The following is a 17716-nucleotide window of genomic DNA, read 5'->3' as shown; positions in this document are numbered from 1 at the left end:
TGGTGGAGCCTAGCGGGATCGAACCGCTGACCTCCTGCATGCCATGCAGGCGCTCTCCCAGCTGAGCTAAGGCCCCATTACCGGGTCGTTGACCCTGTGTTGGTGCGCCGGTGAATAGGCGCTGGCGGAGGCGGGATCAAGAGGAAAATGATCTCCGCCTCCGGAAAAATCAATCGTCGTCTTCTGCCGGTACATCGGCGATGTCATCGAGCGGCACGCTGCTGTCATCGTCGTCGTCGTCATCGAGGATATCGTCGTCGAGATCAACGTCCACATCGTCCTCGTCATCGACCAGAACCTCGTCATCCTCGACGGTCGATTTCTTTGCCTTGGCGGTGACCGCATCCTCACGGTCGGCAGCGATCATCCGCGACTTGGAGCTGTCGATCTCGACAGCCTCGCCGGTATAGGGGCTGACGATCGGATCCTTGTTGAGGTCATAGAAGCGCTTGCCCGTTGTGGGGCACAGGCGCTTGGTTCCCCATTCTTCATTGGGCATGAAACACCCCTTCTCAAAGTTGCTGTTGCTGTAGATGATTCCGGGCAAGTGCCATATGAAGCTGACACTGTCAAAGGCTTTGGCCCATAACCAGGATCGAGTGCTCTCCGATGAAAGATCCCGTGCTGCCCGGCGATCCGCCGATTCCGCTGCTCCTGCGCCGTTCCGCGCGCGCCCGGCGTATCAGCCTGCGGATTTCGCAGCTCGACGGGCGGGTCACCTTGACCATGCCGCGACGTGTGCCCGAGCGCGAAGCGCTGGCATTCGCGCAGAGCAAGGCGGAATGGATTCGCGGCCACCTGGCGGCGCGGGGGGCGGATGTCCCGGTGGGGTTCGGGGTGCAGCTGCCTCTGGCCGGACGCATGCGAGAGGTATCCCAGGGCACCGGGCGACGGGTTCGGATCTCGACAGCGCAGATCCACGTGCCGGGGCCGGAGGCGCAGGTCTCCGTGAAGCTGGCGGCGCATCTGCGCGAACTGGCCCGTGACCGGCTGACCGCGGCCTGCGATACCTATGCAGCACAGCTCGGGCTGCCCTACACCCGGCTCACCATGCGCGATACGCGGTCGCGTTGGGGCTCCTGTACCAGCAACGGAGCCCTGATGTTCTCCTGGCGGCTGATCATGACGCCGCCCGAAGTGCTCGCTTATGTCGCGGCCCATGAGGTCGCGCATCTGGCCCAGATGAATCACTCTCCCGCTTTTTGGGCCGAGGTGGAACGGCTTTACGGCGATTACCGGGCTCCGCGCGGCTGGTTGCGCGAGAATGGCTCTGATCTGCACCGCTACCGCTTCTGATCCCTCGCGACGGAAGCTTGACCGGCGGCCGATTAGTGACCACATGAGGGGATGAACCTGTCTCCCCGCCCCGTCGAGGCCACGCCCTTGGCCCATGACCGCGTCTATCGCCGTCTGCGCAGTCGCATCATGCATGGCGATCTGCCCCCCGGCCAGGCGCTCACCCTGCGCGGCATCGGCCGCGAATACGAGGTCTCGATGACCCCGGCCCGCGAGGCCGTGCGCAGGCTGGTGGCGGAAGGAGCGCTGACCATGTCTGCCTCGGGGCGCATCTCGACACCGGCGCTCAGCAACGAACGGATCGAGGAACTTGCGGCGCTGCGGGCGCTGATCGAGGTGGAGCTGGCGAGCCGAGCGCTGCCGCGCGCCCATATGGCGCTGATCGAACGTTTGCAGACGATCAACGGTGCGGTTGCCGACGCGGTGGCGCAGCGCGACGCGGTCAGCTACATCCGCGCCAATCTCGAATTCCACCGCACGCTCTATCTGCGCGCTCAGGCCCCGGCGATGCTGGCGATGGCGGAAACCGTCTGGCTGCAGATGGGGCCGACGATGCGGGCGCTCTACGGTCGGCTGCGCCGCACCGATCCGCCGCAGTTCCACCGGCTGATCATCGCCGCCTTACGTGCGGGTGACGAGCCGGGGCTGCGGCTCGCCGTGCGTTCGGATGTTACACAGGGGCTGCGGATGCTGGCAGGCTGAAACGCGTCACTCAGGCGGCCAGCCCCTTGCCGCCCATGTCGAGATATTTCTTCCGCCGGTCCGCGATCAGGGCCTTGGCATCCTTGCCGTCGAGATCCGCAAGCATGTCGGAGATCGCGCCGCCAACCGAGGTGATCGCCTCGGCCGCGTGACGATGCGCGCCGCCCTTCGGCTCGGCAATGACACGATCGGCCACGCCGAGCTGCTTGAGATCCTGCGCGGTCAGCCGAAGCGCCTCTGCGGCCTCGCGCATCTTCTCGGCGTCCTTCCACAGGATAGAGGCACAGCCTTCGGGGCTGATCACCGAATAGACCGAATGTTCCAGCATCGCCACACGGTTGGCGGTGGCAAAGGCTACGGCACCGCCGGAACCGCCCTCGCCGATGATCACGCTCACCAAGGGCACGCCGATCTGCAGACATTTCTCGGTCGCCCGGGCAATCGCCTCGGACTGGCCACGCTCCTCGGCGCCCTTGCCCGGATAGGCGCCGGGCGTGTCGACAAGGGTGATCACCGGCAGGTCGAACCGCGCCGCCAGATCCATCAGCCGCACCGCCTTGCGATAGCCCTCGGGCCGCGCCATGCCGAAGTTGCGCTCGATCCGGGATTTGGTGTCGTTGCCCTTCTCATGGCCGATCACCATCACCGGCCGGTCGTTGAAGCGTGCCAGCCCGCCCATCACCGCGTGATCGTCGGCAAAGTTGCGGTCCCCTGCCAGGGGCGTGTAATCGCTGAACAGGGCCTCGATGTAATCCTTGCAATGGGGCCGGTCCGGATGCCGCGCGACCTGGCATTTGCGCCAGGGGGTCAGCGACCGATAAAGCTCATCGAGCATCGTCGCCGCCTTGCTGTCGAGCGCCTTGGCCTCGGCGGAAACATCCATGTTCTCATTGGCCCGCGCCAGGGCGCGCAGCTCTTCTGCCTTGCCCTCGATCTCCGCCAAGGGTTTTTCGAAATCCAAATACTGGGTCATCACATGCTCCGGCTTGTTGGTTGTTATATGACTGTCCTTCCAACGCAATGCAACGCAGCGCAGTGATCAGGCGGCGGACCAGATGACCGGATAGAGCGAAAGAACCAGCAGCAGCGCCATGCTCCAGTTGAACAGACGCAGCCGCCGCGGGTTGGTCAGCACACGGGCAAGCTGCTGGCCCATGGCCGTCCAGATCGTGATCGCGGGCAGGCTGCACGCCGCGACAATCAGCGCGACCAGCATCAGCCAAGGCGGCGAAACCTGCGGCGCATAGACCGCGACGACGCTGAGTCCGAAGGCCCAGGCTTTCGGATTCACCCATTGAAAGGCTGCCGCCTGCAGCAAGGTCAGCGGTGTCCCCCTGCCGCTGTCGCGGCGCAGCGGCGCCGCCGTCGCAATCTTCCAGGCCAGGTAGAGCAGATAGGCGACGCTAAGCCATTTCAACACCACATAGATGATCGGATAGGCCTCGAAGAGCCGGATCAGCCCGAGCCCGACCAGCAGCAGCATCGACATGAAGCCGAAGACGATGCCCAGCATATGCGGAATCGTCTGGCGAAAGCCGTAATTGCCCCCCGAAGCCATCAGCATCAGGTTATTCGGCCCTGGCGTGCTCGAGGTGATCAGCGCGAAAAGCGCCAGTGCGGACAGAAGATCGAAACTCATAAGCCACCTAAAGCGCATCGCCGCGCCACAGGAAAGAGGAAGATACGCCCGGCCGCTGCCATAGATGTCTCTTTATGCGGAAAATACTTCGGGGGTCCGGGGGCTGGCCCCCGGGCCGAGCGCTGCAGGCAGGCTCAGCCGCCCGAGATCATCTCCGACTGCCGCACGATCACCTCGGCCTGCTTGATGCTGGCGATATCGACGAGCCGCCCCTTGTAGACCGTGGCGCCTTCGCCCTTGCTCTTGGCATCCTCCATCGCGGCGAGAATTTCGCGGGCCTCCGCGACGGCCTTCTCGGAGGGGGTGAAAACCTCGTTGGCCAGGGCGATCTGCTTGGGATGAATCGCCCATTTGCCGACCATGCCGAGCGTGGCCGAGCGCCGGGCCTGGGCGCGGAAGCCTTCGTCGTCGGAGAAATCGCCGAACGGACCGTCGACCGGCAATACGCCGTGGGTGCGGCAGGCCGCGACGATGGCCGCCTGTGCCCAATGCCAAGGGTCGGACCAATGTTTCGCGCCCTCACGGAACATGTAGTAATCCTCCTGGGTGCCGCCGATGCCGGTGGTCTGCATGCCCATGGAGGCGGCGAAATCCGCAGCACCGAGGCTCATCGCCACAAGCCGAGGCGAGCTGGCGGCGATCTCCTCGACATGGGCGATCCCGGCGGCGGATTCGATGATGACTTCGAAGGTGATCGGCTTTTGCCGTCCCTTCGCGATTTCGATCGCGGTGACCAGGGCATCGACCGCATAGACATCACTGGCACAGCCGACCTTGGGGATCATGATCTGGTCGAGCCGGTCACCTGCCTGTTCCAGCAGATCCACCACGTCGCGGTACCAATAGGGCGTATCGAGCCCGTTGATCCGCACCGACAGCGTCTTCTTGCCCCAGTCGATATTGCCGATCGCCTCGATGATATTGGCGCGGGCCGTGTCCTTGTCCGTCGGGGCAACGCTGTCTTCGAGATCGAGGTTGATGACGTCGGCCTGCGACGCGGCCATTTTTTCGAAAAGTGCCGGGCGCGAGCCGGGTCCGAACAATTGGCAACGGTTCGGGCGGGCGGGGGCGGCGGGCTGGATGCGAAAGCTCATCGGGGGCTCCTCGGGTAACAATGTTGCGGTGACCTGCTGATGAGGGGTATGAAATTGCGTGACCTTTAACAAGCGTGATCTCGCAACCGCAGCAATCCACGCGAGGTTATCGCACAAACCTTGACATACGCGTCTATCAGGCCGGCAAGCACTAGACTTTGCAGCAAATTTGCAAGCGGTTTGCACCAGCCATCGAAGAAGTGACTGTACGTTCCCGCTAACCATGAGGAGAGAATGCCGATGATCGAGACGCCATATCTGCTTTTCCTGGGCGACGCGCCTGACCAGCTGGCCGCCAAGGTGGCGCAGGGGATCAGGGATTGGCGTCCGGAGAACGCGGTCGGGCAGTTCCGCATGGAAGGTTGCGAGGCCGATGTCGGGCTGCGGAACATGAGCCTTGCCGAGGCACGGGTCGCCGGGGCGAAGACGCTGGTGATCGGCGTGGCAAATCGGGGCGGTACGATCAGCGCGGACTGGAAGGAGGTCCTGGTCGAGGCGCTGCAGCTCGGCTTCGATCTGGCTTCGGGCCTGCATAACCTGCTGCGTGACGAGCCCGACCTGATCGCGGCTTCGCATGTCAACGGGGGCACGCTGCATGATGTGCGGGTCCCCAATGTCGCCTATCCGATTGCCACCGGGCGCAGGCGTCGGGGCAAGCGGGTTCTTGCCGTGGGTGCCGATTGCTCGGTCGGCAAGATGTATGCCGCGCTGGCACTTGACGATGCGCTGCGCGAACGCGGGGTGGCGAGCACTTTCCGGGCCACCGGTCAGACGGGCATATTGATCACCGGCTCCGGGGTCCCGCTCCACGCGGTGATCGCCGATTTCATGGCCGGGGCGGTGGAACATCTGACTCCCGACAACGATCCGGACCATTGGGATATCATCGAGGGACAGGGCAGCCTGTTCCATGTCTCTTATTCCGGCGTCACGCTGGCGCTGATTCACGGGGGTCAGCCGGATGCGCTGATCCTCTGTCACGAGCCGACCCGCAGCCACATGCGTGGCTTGCCCGATTACAGGCCCCCGACGATGGAGCTGCTGCGCGACATGGCGCTGACCCTCGCCCGGGTAGCCAATCCCGATTGCGAAGTGGTGGGTATCTCCGTCAATACGCAGCATATGTCGGAATCCGACGCGATGGCCTATCTCGAGGAGGTGGAAGAACGCCTCGGCCTCCCCGCCGTCGATCCGTTCCGCCAGGGTGCCGCGCGGCTGGCCGAGGCACTCGAGCGGATCTGACATCGCGGGGCTTCGGCCGGGGATGCCTCCGGCGGAAGTATTTGAAGCAAGAAGAGGAACGGACATGCGCATGGAAATCAGCCGGGATGTCTTCCCCCTGGCGCAGGTATTCACCATCTCGCGCGGGTCGCGCAGCGCGGCGCAGGTCCTGACGGTTCGCGTCGAGGAAGGCGGGGCGATCGGACGCGGGGAATGCGTGCCCTATGCCCGCTATGGTGAGACGCTCGACTCGGTTGCGGCGCAGATCGAGGGCCTGCCCTTTGATGTGGATCGCCGGGCCCTGCAGGAGCTCCTCCCGGCCGGGGCGGCGCGCAATGCGGTCGATTGCGCCTTGTGGGATCTGGCGGCGAAACAGGCGGGCAGGCGGGTCTGGGAGCTGGCCGGGCTGGCGCCGTCGGCGCCGCAGGTCACCGCCTATACCCTGTCGCTCGACACGCCCGAAGCGATGCAGGCGCAGGCGGCGCACAATGGCCATCGGCCGCTGTTGAAGATCAAGCTCGGGACGCCTGACGACATGGAACGGCTCGAGGCCGTGCGCCGTGGCGCGCCGCGGGCAACGATCATCGTCGATGCCAACGAGGGCTGGGACGCGGCGATCTATGCGGAGCTGGCGCCGCATCTGCAAAGGCTGGGGGTGGCGCTTGTGGAGCAGCCTCTGCCCGCAGGGGAGGACGAGGCCCTGCGCGGGCTGGAGCGCCTGGTGCCGATCTGTGCGGATGAAAGCTGTCACGACCGGGCCAGCCTCGCCGGGCTGCGCGGCAAGTATGACATGGTCAATATCAAGCTCGACAAGACCGGCGGCCTGACCGAGGCGCTGGCGCTGCGGGATGCGGCGCTGGCTCAGGGCTTCGAGATCATGGTGGGCTGTATGGTCGGTTCTTCCCTGGCAATGGCCCCCGCGACCCTCGTGGCACAGGGCGCGCAGGTCGTGGACCTTGACGGGCCGCTATTGTTGGCAGAAGACCGGGCGCATGGATTGAAATTCGACGGCGCGGGCGTGCATCCGCCCTCTGCCGCGCTCTGGGGATAGAATATGCGGACAGTCTATGTGAACGGCGAATACCTGCCTGAGAACGAAGCCACGGTCTCGATCTTCGACCGGGGGTTCCTGATGGCCGACGGGGTCTATGAGGTGACCTCGGTTCTCGACGGGAAGCTGGTGGATTTCGACGGTCATGCGCGGCGGCTGAGCCGGTCGCTGAACGAGCTGGAGATGGGCAATCCCCTGTCCAGGGAAGAGCTGCTCGAGGTTCACCGCGAATTGGTGCGGCTGAACGGGATCGAGGAGGGATTGATCTATCTGCAGGTGACCCGAGGATCCGACGGCGACCGTGATTTCGCCTTCCCCGACCCGGTGACCACGACGCCGACGATCGTGCTTTTCACCCAGAACAAACCGGGTCTCGCGGACAACCCGGCGGCCCGCGAGGGCGCGCGAATCATCTCGATCGAGGACATTCGCTGGCACCGCCGCGACATCAAGACGGTTCAGCTGCTCTACCCTTCGATGGGCAAGATGATGGCCAAAAAGGCCGATTGCGATGACGCCTGGATGGTCGAGGACGGTTTTGTCACCGAGGGCACGTCGAACAACGCCTATATCGTCAAGGGCAACCGGATCATCACCCGCGCCCTGTCCAACGATATCCTGCACGGGATCACCAGGACGGCGGTGCTGCGTTTTGCCCGGGAGGTCCAGATGGAGATCGAGGAGCGCAATTTCACCATCGAGGAAGCGCAGGATGCCGATGAGGCCTTCACCACTTCGGCCTCGGCCTTCGTGATGCCGGTGGTGGAGATCGACGGCGTGACACTGGGTGAGGGCGTGCCCGGGCCGGTGGCACGTCGATTGCGCGAGATATACATCGAGGAGATGCGCAAGGCGGCGGTCTGAGAATCAGAAACGGGACAGGACCACGCCGCCCGTCACGAGGACGGCCGCAGCAATCCTAGCGGGGCTGATCGGCTGCACCATCAGCCCGAATAGGCCGGTTGCGTCGAGCAGCAGCGCAGCGCTGAGCTGACCGAGGATCAGCGCTGTCACCGTGGTAAGCGCCCCGAGGCTGGAGATCGCCCAGAGAGCGGTCCAGACATAGAAGGCTCCGAGTGCCCCTCCGATGAGGAGGGCAGGCGGCGCAGCGGTCAGGCGGGACAGGGCGCTGCCCTGTCCTGTCAGCAGAGAGATCAGCAGCAATGTCAGGAAACCGATGCCGAAGGAGATCGTCGCGGCGGCGAGGCCCGAGCCGATATTACGCCCCAGGGCGGCGTTGATCGGTGTCTGCAAGGCCACGGCACCCCCGGCGATGGCGGTGAGGATCAGGGCGAAGACGGGCGCGTTCATGTCGGACCTTTGGTTGCTTGCAGGTTGCCGCTAATCTCCCGGCCATGGCGGGCAATGTCCAGCGAAGGGGGCGAGGATGCGGAAAATCGGTCCGGTGGCGTTGCAGAAGGCGCAGGGACAGGAAATCGGACTGTCGGCATGGTGCCGCGTCGATCAGGCCCGGATCGATGCCTTTGCCGAAGTCAGCGGCGACCGGCAGTTCATCCATGTCGATCCCGACCGAGCTGCCTCTTCGGTTTTCGGGGGTATTGTCGCGCATGGCATGTTGAGCCTGTCGATCATGTCGGGGATGGCCGCCACGACATTGCCCGAGGTAGAGGGACAGAAGGCGGCAATCAATTTCGGACTCGAGACCTTGCGCTTCCGCACCCCGGTCCGCCCGGGGGATAATATCCGAGCGCGTTTCGTCCTGTCAGAGCTGACGCGACGCGGCCGGGGCGATCTGCTGGCGCGCTTCGCCGTGAAGCTGGAGATCGAGGGCGAGAAACGCCCGGCACTGACCGCGGATTGGCTGATCCTCTACGTCTTCTGATGCCACCGGTTGTTTAACCGGTAGCAGTTCGTTCGGGAACCCTCAGCTCTTGCCGACATTCTCTGCGAAGGATTTTTCAAACGCCTGTTTCTGGCTGTCATCGGCATCAGTCTGATATCTGGATTTCCACTCATCCATGGTCATGCCGTAGAACAATTCACGCGCTTCATCCTTGCCCATTTCGATGCCGCGCTCGTTCGCGGCTTCCTGATACCAGCGGGACAGGCAGTTGCGGCAGAACCCCGTCAGGTTCATCATGTCGATGTTCTGCACGTCGGTGCGATCCTGCATCAGGTGCTGTTGCAGGCGGCGGAAGGCGGCGGCCTGGAGTTCGATCTCTTGTTGCGTCGGCATGGAAGTCTCCTTTTGTCTCTAGATTGGACTTGCCCCTTCCCGTGTCAAGCAAGGGAAGTGCGGCGCTCGGCCGCAAGATCTCGCGATACTTCGGTCTTTTTTGTGAAACCTTATTATTGCATTCTGCTAGCGGATCGCGCCAGAAGGGCGCAGGTGTTATCGCTAACACATGACGGAGCGGTAACTGCAGCAGGATAGGGACGAGATATATGAGACGGTTGCGCAATGTGAAGATCGTGGCGACCCTGGGTCCGGTATCGGAAACCCGGGAAATGATCGGCGCGTTGCACCGGGCCGGGGCGGATGTGTTCCGTCTCAACATGAGCCATGGCAGTCACGACGAGATCCGCGAGAAACACCGCATCATCCGCGAGGTCGAGGCAGAGAGCGGTGGCGCGATCGGCATCCTTGCGGATCTGCAGGGGCCGAAACTGCGCGTCGGGATTTTTGCCGATGGCAGCGAGCAGCTCGACGAGGGGGCCGATTTCCGGCTCGATCTCGACGAGGCGCCCGGCGATGCGAAGCGGGTCTGCCTGCCGCATCCGGAGATTTTCGCAGCGCTCGAGCCGGGGGCGACGCTGCTGGTCAATGACGGCAAGATCAAGCTCAAGGTGCGGAATTGCGGCGCTGATCATGCCAATTGCGAAGTCATCGCGGGCGGGGTGATCTCCAACCGGAAGGGCGTCAATGTGCCTGACGTGTTGCTGCCGCTGGCGGCGCTCTCGGAGAAGGATCGCGCCGATCTCGAATTCGTCTGCGAGCTGGGCGTCGACTGGCTGGCGTTGAGCTTCGTGCAGCGGCCCGAGGATGTGATGGAGGCCCGCGATCTGGTCAGGGGGCGCTCCGCGATCCTGTCGAAGATCGAAAAGCCGTCCGCGGTAACCCAGTTCGAGGACATCCTCGCGGTCAGCGACGGGATCATGGTGGCGCGCGGCGATCTCGGGGTCGAGCTGCCGGTGCAGAACGTGCCGCCGATCCAGAAGCGTCTGGTACGCAAGTGCCGCGCCGCTGCGAAGCCGGTTATCGTCGCCACGCAGATGCTGGAGAGCATGATCGAAAGCCCGATGCCGACCCGTGCCGAGGTTTCCGACGTGGCCACGGCGATCTACGAAGGCGCCGATGCGGTGATGTTGAGCGCGGAATCGGCGGCCGGGGATTATCCGGTCGAGGCGGTGACCACGATGGACAATGTCGCCCGCGAGGTGGAGCAGGATCCGACCTACACCCAGATCATCGAGGCCAGTCGCACCGCCGACCGGATGACCGTTGCCGATGGTATCGTTGCCGCGGCGAGGGAGATTGCCGAGACCACCGACATCAAGGCAATCTGCTGCTTCACCCACAGCGGCACGACTGCGCTGCTGACCGCGCGGGAACGGCCGCGGGTGCCGATCATCGCGCTGACGCCGCTTGCCCCGACGGCCCGGCGCCTGGCGCTGAGCTGGGGCACCAATTGCGTGATGACCGACGAGCATGACCGTTTCAAGCTCGCCGTGGTCAGCGCGGTCAAGGCGGCGCGCTCCGAAGGCTATGCGGAGGCCGCGGACATGATCGTGGTCACCGCCGGCGTGCCGTTCAACGTGCCGGGATCGACCAACATCCTGCGGGTCGCGCCCTGTGACGAGCGGATGATATACGCGTCCGACCCGGAATAGCGGCCTCTGGTCGCGGCGAGGGGGCAATCCCGCCGCGACCTGGCTGCCGGACTGTGCGCGTCGGCTCTTGCCAAGCGCCTGCTTCGCGCCTATACGCCAGCTTCGTTCCGCGCGTCCGGCCAATGTGGCATGCCGAGTCGCGCCTCTACCGCACTTTAGTAAGGAGACGGAAATGCCCAAGATGAAGACGAAATCGAGCGCCAAAAAGCGCTTCAAGATCTCGGCGACCGGCAAGGTCATCGGCGGTCAGGCCGGTAAACGGCATGGCATGATCAAGCGGACCAAGAAATTCATCCGTGACGCACGTGGCACGACAGTTCTGTCCGAGCCCGATGCAAAGATCATCAAGGGCTTCATGCCCTACGACCGCTAAGATAGGAGAGCCGACATGTCCCGAGTTAAAGGTGGCACCACAACCCACGCCCGTCACAAGAAGGTCATCAAGGCCGCCAAAGGTTACTATGGCCGCCGCAAGAATACCTTCAAGGTCGCCCGTCAGGCGGTCGACAAAGCCAACCAATATGCAACGCGTGACCGCAAGAACCGCAAGCGCAACTTCCGCGCCCTGTGGATCCAGCGGATCAACGCCGCCGTGCGCAGCCATGACGAGGCGCTGACATACAGCCGCTTCATCAACGGCCTGTCGCTGGCCGGCATCGAAGTGGACCGCAAGGTTCTCGCCGATCTGGCCGTGCATGAGCCCGAAGCCTTCGGTGCGATCGTCAAGCAGGCGCAGGACGCGCTGGCGGCCTGAGCGATCTCGCCAATTGAACGGAAAGCCCCGCCAGCGTGCGGGGCTTTTTGCGTTTGGCGCCGCGTCATGCATCCTCGCGCGCCCGGGGGTGCGGGTTGCAATCGCAGGGCGGTGGGGCTAGCAGGACAGGGTGAATTTCCAAGGTGGTGTCATGGACGATCTGAAGCAAAAATATCTCGGACAAATCGCCAATGCAGCGGATGAAGCTGCGTTGGAAGACATCCGCCTGACGGCCGTCGGCAAGAAGGGCGAGGTCGCGCTCAAGATGCGCGAACTTGGCAAGATGACCCCCGAGGAACGCCAGGTCGTTGGCCCGGCGCTCAACGCGCTGAAGGATGAGATCAACTCGGCGCTGGCGGCCAAGAAGGCGGCGCTTTCGGATGCGGCCCTTGATGAGCGGCTGCGCAGCGAATGGCTCGACGTGACCCTGCCGACCCGCACCCGCCGCCAGGGCAGCATCCATCCGATCAGCCAGGTCACCGAGGAGTTGACCGCGATCTTCGCCGAAATGGGCTTCTCCGTCGCCGAGGGGCCGCGGATCGACACCGATTGGTATAATTTCGACGCGCTCAACATCCCCGGCCATCATCCCGCGCGCGCCGAGATGGACACGTTCTACATGCACCGCGCGGAAGACGACGAGCGTCCGCCGCATGTGCTGCGCACCCATACCAGCCCGGTGCAGATCCGCACGATGGAGGCCGAGGGCGCGCCGTTGCGCATCATCTGCCCCGGCGGTGTCTATCGCGCCGATTATGACCAGACCCACACGCCGATGTTCCATCAGGTCGAGGGTCTGGCGATCGACAAGAACATCTCGATGGTCAATCTCAAATGGGTGCTGGAGGAATTCTTCGCCGCCTTCTTCGAGATCGACGGCATCAAGACCCGCTTCCGCGCGTCGCACTTTCCCTTCACCGAGCCTTCGGCAGAGGTCGATATCCAGTGTTCCTGGGTCGATGGGCAGCTGCGCATCGGCGAGGGCGACGACTGGATGGAGGTGCTGGGCTCGGGCATGGTACATCCCAAGGTGTTGCAAGCCGGCGGGATCGACCCGAACGAATGGCAGGGCTTTGCCTTCGGCATGGGGATCGACCGGATCGCGATGCTGAAATACGGGATTCCGGATCTGCGGGCGTTCTTTGACTCAGACCTGCGCTGGCTGCGGCACTATGGGTTCGCGAGCTTGGATCAGCCGAATTTGCATGGTGGGTTGAGTAGGTGAGCAAGGCACTTCCGTTTCATCCAAGGGCTGGTCAAGTCTTGGTCGCGGATTTTAGAGCTTTTGAGGTCCCCGAAATTACCAAAGTTCGGCCCGTAGTCGTTATTTCTCCAAAGCTTCGCTTCCGAGCTGGATTGGTCACTATTGTGCCAGTCAGTACTACGGCACCTCGCCACAGCGAGCCATACTGTTATAGGTTGTCGCGGAATTAACTCCCCGTGGGGTGAAGAGGATGTTCCGACCTGGGCAAAATGTGACCTTGTTATAAGTGTTTCACTCAAGCGGTTATCGGCATTCAAAGTGGGTCGGCGCCAATTTCACACGCCGCAAGTTTCAGGCGAGGATCTAGCTGGCATACGTAAGGCTGTTCTAGCGGGCTTAGGCTTTACTTCTTCTTGATTGTTTGATGATAGCTAACTACATTGTTCGTGTATCCCGCTTGTCGGGCTTAAGACCTAGATCACTAGGCAGGTTGTTCGACGGTCGATGACAAGACCAGAGCAGCCTAAATATTGTCAACGTCCCAAGACCCCGCTTCGGCGGGGTTTTGTGTTGCTGGACAATGTGTCGCTACACTCATACTACAGCCTCGGATCAATCTGAGGGCATAGCATGAAATTCACTCTCTCCTGGCTCAAGGACCATCTCGACACCACGGCGTCGATTGATGAGATCACCTATGCCCTGACCGACCTCGGCCTCGAGGTCGAGGGCGTCGAGGATCGCGGCGCGCGGCTGCGGGATTTCACCCTCGGCTATGTCAAATCCGCCGAGAAACACCCCGACGCCGACCGCCTGCGGGTCTGTCAGGTCGAGACCGACGAGGGGCTCCAGCAGATCATCTGCGGCGCGCCCAATGCCCGCGAGGGGATTACGGTGGTTGTCGCCAAGCCCGGCGTCTACGTGCCGGGCATCGACACAACCATCGGTGTCGGCAAGATCCGCGGCATCGAGAGCTTCGGGATGATGGCCTCCGAGCGGGAACTTGAACTCAGCGAAGAGCACGACGGCATCATCGAACTGCCCTCGGGCAAGGTGGGCGACCGTTTCATCGACTGGCTGGCCGAGAACGATCCGGCCAAGGTCGACCCGGTGATCGAGATCGCGATCACTCCCAACCGCCCCGACGCGCTCGGCGTGCGCGGCATTGCCCGCGATCTCGCGGCGCGCGGCCTCGGCACACTGAAGAACCGCGACGTGGCGGCGATCGGGGGCAGCTTCCCCTGTCCTGTCTCGGTCAGCATCGATGCGGATACGCTGGAACAGGCGCCGGTTTTCTACGGGCGGGTGATCCGTGGCGTCAGGAACGGACCGAGCCCCGAATGGCTGCAGCAGCGCCTGCGCGCCATCGGGTTGCGTCCGATCTCCTTCCTTGTCGATGTGACCAATTTCTTCACCTATGACCGCAACCGCCCGCTGCATGTCTTTGACGCGGACAAGATTGCCGGAAACGCCCTGCGCATTCACCGCGCCGAGGGTGGCGAGACGCTGATGGCGCTCGATGACAGGGAATACAGCTTCTCCGAGGGTATGACGCTGATTTCCGACGCCAACGGCGTCGAGAGCATCGCGGGCGTCATGGGCGGCCTGCCGAGCAGCGTTACCGAAGAGACGGTGAATGTCTTCATCGAGGCGGCCTATTTCGATCCGGTACGCACCGCCTATACCGGGCGTGCGTTGAAGATCAATTCCGATGCACGCTATCGCTTCGAGCGGGGCATCGACCCGGAATGGACAGGCTATGGCATCGAGCATGCCACGCGGATGATCATCGATCACGCCGGCGGCGAGGCTTCGGAAGTCGTGGTGGCTGGGCAAATCCCCGACACGTCCCGCGCCTACAGGCTCGACACGCAGCGGGTGCAGTCGCTGGTCGGCATGTCCATCCCCGAAAGCGAGCAACGCCAGACGTTGACCAACCTCGGTTTCCGGCTTGAAGGCAACATGGCGCATGTGCCGTCCTGGCGTCCGGATGTGCAGGGCGAAGCCGACCTCGTGGAGGAGGTGGCGCGGATCGCATCGCTGACCAAGCTCGAGGGTCGTCCGCTGCCTCGGATCACGCCCGGCGTGCCGCGTCCGGTTCTCTCTCCGATGCAGCGCCGCGAGATCGCCGCACGGCGGACCGCCGCCGCCCTGGGCTATAACGAATGTGTCACCTACAGCTTCATCGATCAGGCCAGCGCGGCGCTGTTCGGCGGCGGTGATGACGCAACCCGTCTGGAGAACCCGATTTCCAGCGACATGAGCCATATGCGCCCGGCGTTGTTGCCCGGCCTGTTGCAGGCGGCGGCCCGCAACCAGGCGCGCGGGTTTGCCGACATGGCGTTGTTCGAGGTCGGCCCCGCCTTCCAGGGCGGCGAGCCCGGCCAGCAGCAGTTGCAGATCAGTGGCCTGCTGGTCGGTCGCACCGGCCCCAAGGACGTGCACAATGCCTCTCGCGCGGTGGATGTCTTCGACGTCAAGGCCGATGCCGAGGCGGTGCTGGCCGCCATGGGCGCTCCCGCCAAGGTGCAGATCCTGCGTGGCGCCGACGAGAGCTGGCATCCGGGGCGCCATGGCATGATTTGTCTGGGGCCGAAGAAGGTGCTCGGCATTTTCGGCGAGGTGCATCCGCGGGTGCTCGCGGCGATGGATGTGAAGGGTCCGGCAATGGCCTTCACCCTGTTCCCTGCCGAGATCCCGCTGCCGCGCAAATCCGGCGCCACCCGCTCGGCACTGAAAGTCAGCGATCTGCAGGCGGTCGAACGGGACTTCGCCTTCGTGGTCGATGCCGATGTCACGGCCGCGACGCTGGTCAATGCCGCGATGGGGGCCGACAAGGCGCTGATCGAGGAGGTCCGGGTGTTTGACGCCTTCAGCGGCGGTTCGCTGGGGGAGGGCAAGAAATCCATCGCCCTGACGGTGCGGCTGCAGCCGGTGGAAAAGACCCTGAAGGATGCGGATATCGAAGCCGTGGCCGCCAAGGTGATCGAAAAGGTCAGCAAGGCGACCGGCGGCGTGCTGAGAGGCTAGACGCGGCAGCGTCCGGCGAAGGAGGAGGAAGCGATGACGTTGAAAATCTATCTGTCCGGTGAGATCCATACCGACTGGCGCGAGCAGATCACCGAAGGAGCGGCCGATCTCGATGTCAGCTTCGACAGCCCGGTGACCGACCACGCCGCCAGCGACGATTGCGGCGTGGCAATCCTTGGCGAGGAAGCAGACAAGTTCTGGCATGACCGCAAGGGCGCGCAGATCAACGCGATCCGCACCCGCAAGGGCATAGCCGAAGCCGACGTGGTGGTGGTGCGCTTTGGCGAGCAATACAAGCAGTGGAACGCCGCCTTCGATGCGGGCTATGCCGCGGCGCTCGGCAAGTCGCTGATCATCCTGCACGGCCCGGATCACGCCCATGCGCTGAAAGAGGTCGATGCCGCGGCGCTGGCGGTGGCGCAGAGCCCGCAACAGGTCGTCCAGATCCTCCGCTATGTGCTGAACGGCAGCCTGCCAGGCTGATCGTGGGGAGGGGGCCGCGGCCCCCTTCATCCTTCAGTCGCGTGCCGGGGTGACGAGGCCTTTTTGTACCGCTGGGCGCTCTTCGAACCGCGCGACGTAATCCACCAGATTGCGGTGATCGTCCCAGCCGACCGCGTCCTTGGCTCCATAGAAATCCAGCGCCCGCAGCCAAGGCGCGATGGCGATGTCGGCGATGGTGTAATCGCGCCCGATGATCCAGTCCTTGCCGGCCAGTTCGAGGTCGAGCACAGCGAGGAGACGCTTTGTCTCGTTGAGGTAGCGTTGCTGAGGGCGCTTGTCCTCCCATTCCGAACCCTTGAATTTGTAGAAGAAGCCCAGCTGCCCGAACATCGGGCCCACCCCGCCCATCTGGAACATCAGCCATTGCAGGACATGGGCCCGGTCACCGGCTGTCTGCCCGAACAGCTTGCCGGATTTCTCCGCCAGATAGATCAGGATCGCCCCGGATTCGAACAGGCCGATGGGTGTGCCATCCGGACCGTCGGGATCGATGATCGCCGGGATCTTGTTGTTCGGGTTCAGCGACAGGAACGCCGGGCTCTTCACATCGTCATCCGACAGGGTCACGAGATGCGGCTCATAGGGAATTTCCGTCTCCTCTAGCGCGATCGACGCCTTGACGCCATTGGGCGTCGGAAAGGCGTAGAGCTGCAGCTTGTCGGAATCCTGCGGTGGCCATTTGGCGGTGATCGGGAAGGCGGACAGGTCAGCCATGGTGATGCTCCTCTGCTGGCGTGGAAGCCGGTTTGCCGAAAGAAGCTAGCGGAGATTGCATCGAGGAACAGCCTCACGGCACTGATAAAATTGTGCTAATTCCTGTGCATTGCTGAACAGGAGCGTCGCGGGACAGGCCCGCGCGCAGGCAGACAGGAAAGAAAGCATGATCAACGAATTCAAGGATTTCATCGCCAAGGGCAATGTCATGGATCTCGCGGTCGGGATCATCATCGGGGCGGCCTTCACGGCAATCGTGAACTCGCTCGTGCATGACCTGATCAATCCGGTGATCGGTCTGATCCTCGGCGGCGTCGACTTCACCAGCATGTATCTGGTCTTGTCCGGTGACGTGCCCGCCGGTGCCGGGCTCGACGCGGCGCGGGAGGCCGGGGCGGCGGTCTTTGCCTATGGCGCCTTCATCACGGCCTGCATCAATTTCCTGATCATCGCCTTCGTGGTCTTCATGCTGGTGAAATTCGTCAACCGGGTCAAATCCCTCGCCGAGAAACCGGACGAGGTCGCTCCCGAGGTCAAGACCGGACCGAGCCAGCTTGACGTGTTGCTGGAGATCCGGGACGAGCTGGCAAAGCCGGGCAGGGGCTGATCGACGGTAAGGAGGTCCGGTACCTGGCCGGGCCTCCGAAGCGCTGCA

Annotated in this window: 21 protein-coding genes and 1 tRNA gene; 14 read left to right on the top strand and 8 right to left on the bottom strand. The window is 63.5% G+C overall.

Annotated features, from left to right (window positions below; translation table 11 throughout):
- Positions 1–76, bottom strand: a tRNA-Ala gene (locus ACFSUD_RS01580).
- Positions 77–169: 93 nt separating this feature from the next.
- Positions 170–499 carry a TIGR02300 family protein gene (locus ACFSUD_RS01575; protein WP_386370795.1) on the bottom strand — a complete coding sequence of 110 codons (330 nt, stop codon included), beginning with the start codon at positions 497–499 and terminating at the stop codon, positions 170–172.
- Between the two features lie 110 nt (positions 500–609).
- Between ACFSUD_RS01575 and ACFSUD_RS01570 the strand changes: the two genes are divergently transcribed.
- Both ACFSUD_RS01570 and ACFSUD_RS01565 read left to right on the top strand, forming a co-directional pair.
- Positions 610–1296: a M48 family metallopeptidase gene (locus tag ACFSUD_RS01570; protein ID WP_386370793.1), complete on the top strand. Its 687-nt coding sequence runs from the start codon at positions 610–612 to the stop codon at positions 1294–1296.
- A gap of 51 nt (positions 1297–1347) precedes the next feature.
- Positions 1348–1998: a GntR family transcriptional regulator gene (locus ACFSUD_RS01565; protein WP_386370791.1), complete on the top strand. Its 651-nt coding sequence runs from the start codon at positions 1348–1350 to the stop codon at positions 1996–1998.
- A 10-nt stretch (positions 1999–2008) separates the two neighbouring features.
- On the opposite strand, the gene ACFSUD_RS01560 is transcribed toward ACFSUD_RS01565, so the two are convergent.
- The 3 genes from ACFSUD_RS01560 to ACFSUD_RS01550 all read right to left on the bottom strand — a co-directional run bounded on the left by ACFSUD_RS01560 (position 2009) and on the right by ACFSUD_RS01550 (position 4731).
- On the bottom strand, positions 2009–2971 hold the full coding sequence (locus ACFSUD_RS01560) for an acetyl-CoA carboxylase carboxyltransferase subunit alpha (RefSeq protein ID WP_386370789.1): 963 nt from the start codon (positions 2969–2971) through the stop codon (positions 2009–2011).
- Positions 2972–3037: 66 nt separating this feature from the next.
- Positions 3038–3637 carry a LysE family translocator gene (locus ACFSUD_RS01555; RefSeq protein ID WP_386370787.1) on the bottom strand — a complete coding sequence of 200 codons (600 nt, stop codon included), beginning with the start codon at positions 3635–3637 and terminating at the stop codon, positions 3038–3040.
- A 134-nt stretch (positions 3638–3771) separates the two neighbouring features.
- On the bottom strand, positions 3772–4731 hold the full coding sequence (locus ACFSUD_RS01550) for an L-malyl-CoA/beta-methylmalyl-CoA lyase (protein ID WP_386370785.1): 960 nt from the start codon (positions 4729–4731) through the stop codon (positions 3772–3774).
- A 240-nt stretch (positions 4732–4971) separates the two neighbouring features.
- Here ACFSUD_RS01550 and dgcN point away from each other — a divergent pair, with 240 nt between their 5' ends.
- The 3 genes from dgcN (at position 4972) to ACFSUD_RS01535 (ending at position 7867) form a co-directional block, all read left to right on the top strand.
- The gene (gene dgcN, locus ACFSUD_RS01545; RefSeq protein ID WP_386370783.1) at positions 4972–5973 is read left to right on the top strand and encodes an N-acetyltransferase DgcN; all 1002 of its coding nucleotides are present in this window, start codon (positions 4972–4974) and stop codon (positions 5971–5973) included.
- A 64-nt stretch (positions 5974–6037) separates the two neighbouring features.
- A complete protein-coding gene (gene dgcA / locus ACFSUD_RS01540) occupies positions 6038–7003 on the top strand; it encodes an N-acetyl-D-Glu racemase DgcA (protein ID WP_386370781.1) in 966 nt (321 codons plus the stop codon).
- 3 nt (positions 7004–7006) lie between these two features.
- Positions 7007–7867, top strand: coding sequence for a D-amino-acid transaminase (locus ACFSUD_RS01535; RefSeq protein WP_386370779.1), 861 nt, complete (start codon positions 7007–7009; stop codon positions 7865–7867).
- Between the two features lie 3 nt (positions 7868–7870).
- Here ACFSUD_RS01535 and ACFSUD_RS01530 read toward each other — a convergent pair whose 3' ends face one another.
- Positions 7871–8314 carry a DMT family transporter gene (locus tag ACFSUD_RS01530; RefSeq protein ID WP_386370777.1) on the bottom strand — a complete coding sequence of 148 codons (444 nt, stop codon included), beginning with the start codon at positions 8312–8314 and terminating at the stop codon, positions 7871–7873.
- 76 nt (positions 8315–8390) lie between these two features.
- On the opposite strand from ACFSUD_RS01530, the gene ACFSUD_RS01525 reads away from it, so the two are divergent.
- On the top strand, positions 8391–8846 hold the full coding sequence (locus ACFSUD_RS01525; RefSeq protein WP_386370775.1) for a MaoC family dehydratase: 456 nt from the start codon (positions 8391–8393) through the stop codon (positions 8844–8846).
- 42 nt (positions 8847–8888) lie between these two features.
- Here ACFSUD_RS01525 and ACFSUD_RS01520 read toward each other — a convergent pair whose 3' ends face one another.
- Complete coding sequence (locus tag ACFSUD_RS01520) at positions 8889–9200, bottom strand: DUF1244 domain-containing protein (protein ID WP_386370773.1); 312 nt, start codon at positions 9198–9200, stop codon at positions 8889–8891.
- A 209-nt stretch (positions 9201–9409) separates the two neighbouring features.
- Here ACFSUD_RS01520 and pyk point away from each other — a divergent pair, with 209 nt between their 5' ends.
- The 7 genes from pyk (at position 9410) to ACFSUD_RS01485 (ending at position 16326) form a co-directional block, all read left to right on the top strand.
- Complete coding sequence (pyk, locus tag ACFSUD_RS01515) at positions 9410–10855, top strand: pyruvate kinase (protein ID WP_386370771.1); 1446 nt, start codon at positions 9410–9412, stop codon at positions 10853–10855.
- Positions 10856–11027: 172 nt separating this feature from the next.
- Positions 11028–11228, top strand: coding sequence for a 50S ribosomal protein L35 (rpmI, locus tag ACFSUD_RS01510; protein WP_386370769.1), 201 nt, complete (start codon positions 11028–11030; stop codon positions 11226–11228).
- A 15-nt stretch (positions 11229–11243) separates the two neighbouring features.
- Positions 11244–11609 carry a 50S ribosomal protein L20 gene (gene rplT / locus ACFSUD_RS01505; RefSeq protein ID WP_386370767.1) on the top strand — a complete coding sequence of 122 codons (366 nt, stop codon included), beginning with the start codon at positions 11244–11246 and terminating at the stop codon, positions 11607–11609.
- Positions 11610–11760: 151 nt separating this feature from the next.
- Positions 11761–12834 carry a phenylalanine--tRNA ligase subunit alpha gene (gene pheS, locus ACFSUD_RS01500; protein WP_386370765.1) on the top strand — a complete coding sequence of 358 codons (1074 nt, stop codon included), beginning with the start codon at positions 11761–11763 and terminating at the stop codon, positions 12832–12834.
- Positions 12831–13043, top strand: a complete 213-nt coding sequence (locus tag ACFSUD_RS01495) for a type II toxin-antitoxin system PemK/MazF family toxin (protein ID WP_386370763.1) — start codon at positions 12831–12833, stop codon at positions 13041–13043. Before pheS ends, ACFSUD_RS01495 begins: the two co-directional genes overlap by 4 nt.
- 400 nt (positions 13044–13443) lie before the next feature.
- Positions 13444–15843 carry a phenylalanine--tRNA ligase subunit beta gene (gene pheT / locus ACFSUD_RS01490; protein ID WP_386370761.1) on the top strand — a complete coding sequence of 800 codons (2400 nt, stop codon included), beginning with the start codon at positions 13444–13446 and terminating at the stop codon, positions 15841–15843.
- Between the two features lie 33 nt (positions 15844–15876).
- Positions 15877–16326 carry a YtoQ family protein gene (locus ACFSUD_RS01485; RefSeq protein WP_386370759.1) on the top strand — a complete coding sequence of 150 codons (450 nt, stop codon included), beginning with the start codon at positions 15877–15879 and terminating at the stop codon, positions 16324–16326.
- A 33-nt stretch (positions 16327–16359) separates the two neighbouring features.
- Here the strand turns inward: ACFSUD_RS01485 and ACFSUD_RS01480 are convergent, their stop codons facing one another.
- Positions 16360–17061 (bottom strand): glutathione S-transferase family protein, encoded by a 702-nt coding sequence (locus ACFSUD_RS01480; protein WP_386370757.1) that lies wholly within the window; start codon positions 17059–17061, stop codon positions 16360–16362.
- Positions 17062–17227: 166 nt separating this feature from the next.
- Between ACFSUD_RS01480 and mscL the strand changes: the two genes are divergently transcribed.
- Positions 17228–17668, top strand: a complete 441-nt coding sequence (mscL, locus tag ACFSUD_RS01475) for a large conductance mechanosensitive channel protein MscL (protein ID WP_386370756.1) — start codon at positions 17228–17230, stop codon at positions 17666–17668.
- Positions 17669–17716 lie beyond the last annotated feature (48 nt).

The organism is Sulfitobacter aestuarii (assembly GCF_042685005.1).
Taxonomy (GTDB): domain Bacteria; phylum Pseudomonadota; class Alphaproteobacteria; order Rhodobacterales; family Rhodobacteraceae; genus Sulfitobacter; species Sulfitobacter aestuarii.
Note: the sequence above shows the minus strand (reverse complement) of the source record. Positions and strands in the feature narration are given on the sequence as shown.

Bases quoted from the DNA above. Each gene is read 5' to 3' on its own strand.
- ACFSUD_RS01575 (WP_386370795.1), bottom strand. From the start codon at position 499: ATGCCCAATGAAGAATGGGGAACCAAGCGCCTGTGCCCCACAACGGGC.
- ACFSUD_RS01570 (WP_386370793.1), top strand. From the start codon at position 610: ATGAAAGATCCCGTGCTGCCCGGCGATCCGCCGATTCCGCTGCTCCTG.
- ACFSUD_RS01565 (WP_386370791.1), top strand. From the start codon at position 1,348: ATGAACCTGTCTCCCCGCCCCGTCGAGGCCACGCCCTTGGCCCATGAC.
- ACFSUD_RS01560 (WP_386370789.1), bottom strand. From the start codon at position 2,971: ATGACCCAGTATTTGGATTTCGAAAAACCCTTGGCGGAGATCGAGGGC.
- ACFSUD_RS01555 (WP_386370787.1), bottom strand. From the start codon at position 3,637: ATGAGTTTCGATCTTCTGTCCGCACTGGCGCTTTTCGCGCTGATCACC.
- ACFSUD_RS01550 (WP_386370785.1), bottom strand. From the start codon at position 4,731: ATGAGCTTTCGCATCCAGCCCGCCGCCCCCGCCCGCCCGAACCGTTGC.
- dgcN (WP_386370783.1), top strand. From the start codon at position 4,972: ATGATCGAGACGCCATATCTGCTTTTCCTGGGCGACGCGCCTGACCAG.
- dgcA (WP_386370781.1), top strand. From the start codon at position 6,038: ATGCGCATGGAAATCAGCCGGGATGTCTTCCCCCTGGCGCAGGTATTC.
- ACFSUD_RS01535 (WP_386370779.1), top strand. From the start codon at position 7,007: ATGCGGACAGTCTATGTGAACGGCGAATACCTGCCTGAGAACGAAGCC.
- ACFSUD_RS01530 (WP_386370777.1), bottom strand. From the start codon at position 8,314: ATGAACGCGCCCGTCTTCGCCCTGATCCTCACCGCCATCGCCGGGGGT.
- ACFSUD_RS01525 (WP_386370775.1), top strand. From the start codon at position 8,391: ATGCGGAAAATCGGTCCGGTGGCGTTGCAGAAGGCGCAGGGACAGGAA.
- ACFSUD_RS01520 (WP_386370773.1), bottom strand. From the start codon at position 9,200: ATGCCGACGCAACAAGAGATCGAACTCCAGGCCGCCGCCTTCCGCCGC.
- pyk (WP_386370771.1), top strand. From the start codon at position 9,410: ATGAGACGGTTGCGCAATGTGAAGATCGTGGCGACCCTGGGTCCGGTA.
- rpmI (WP_386370769.1), top strand. From the start codon at position 11,028: ATGCCCAAGATGAAGACGAAATCGAGCGCCAAAAAGCGCTTCAAGATC.
- rplT (WP_386370767.1), top strand. From the start codon at position 11,244: ATGTCCCGAGTTAAAGGTGGCACCACAACCCACGCCCGTCACAAGAAG.
- pheS (WP_386370765.1), top strand. From the start codon at position 11,761: ATGGACGATCTGAAGCAAAAATATCTCGGACAAATCGCCAATGCAGCG.
- pheT (WP_386370761.1), top strand. From the start codon at position 13,444: ATGAAATTCACTCTCTCCTGGCTCAAGGACCATCTCGACACCACGGCG.
- ACFSUD_RS01485 (WP_386370759.1), top strand. From the start codon at position 15,877: ATGACGTTGAAAATCTATCTGTCCGGTGAGATCCATACCGACTGGCGC.
- ACFSUD_RS01480 (WP_386370757.1), bottom strand. From the start codon at position 17,061: ATGGCTGACCTGTCCGCCTTCCCGATCACCGCCAAATGGCCACCGCAG.
- mscL (WP_386370756.1), top strand. From the start codon at position 17,228: ATGATCAACGAATTCAAGGATTTCATCGCCAAGGGCAATGTCATGGAT.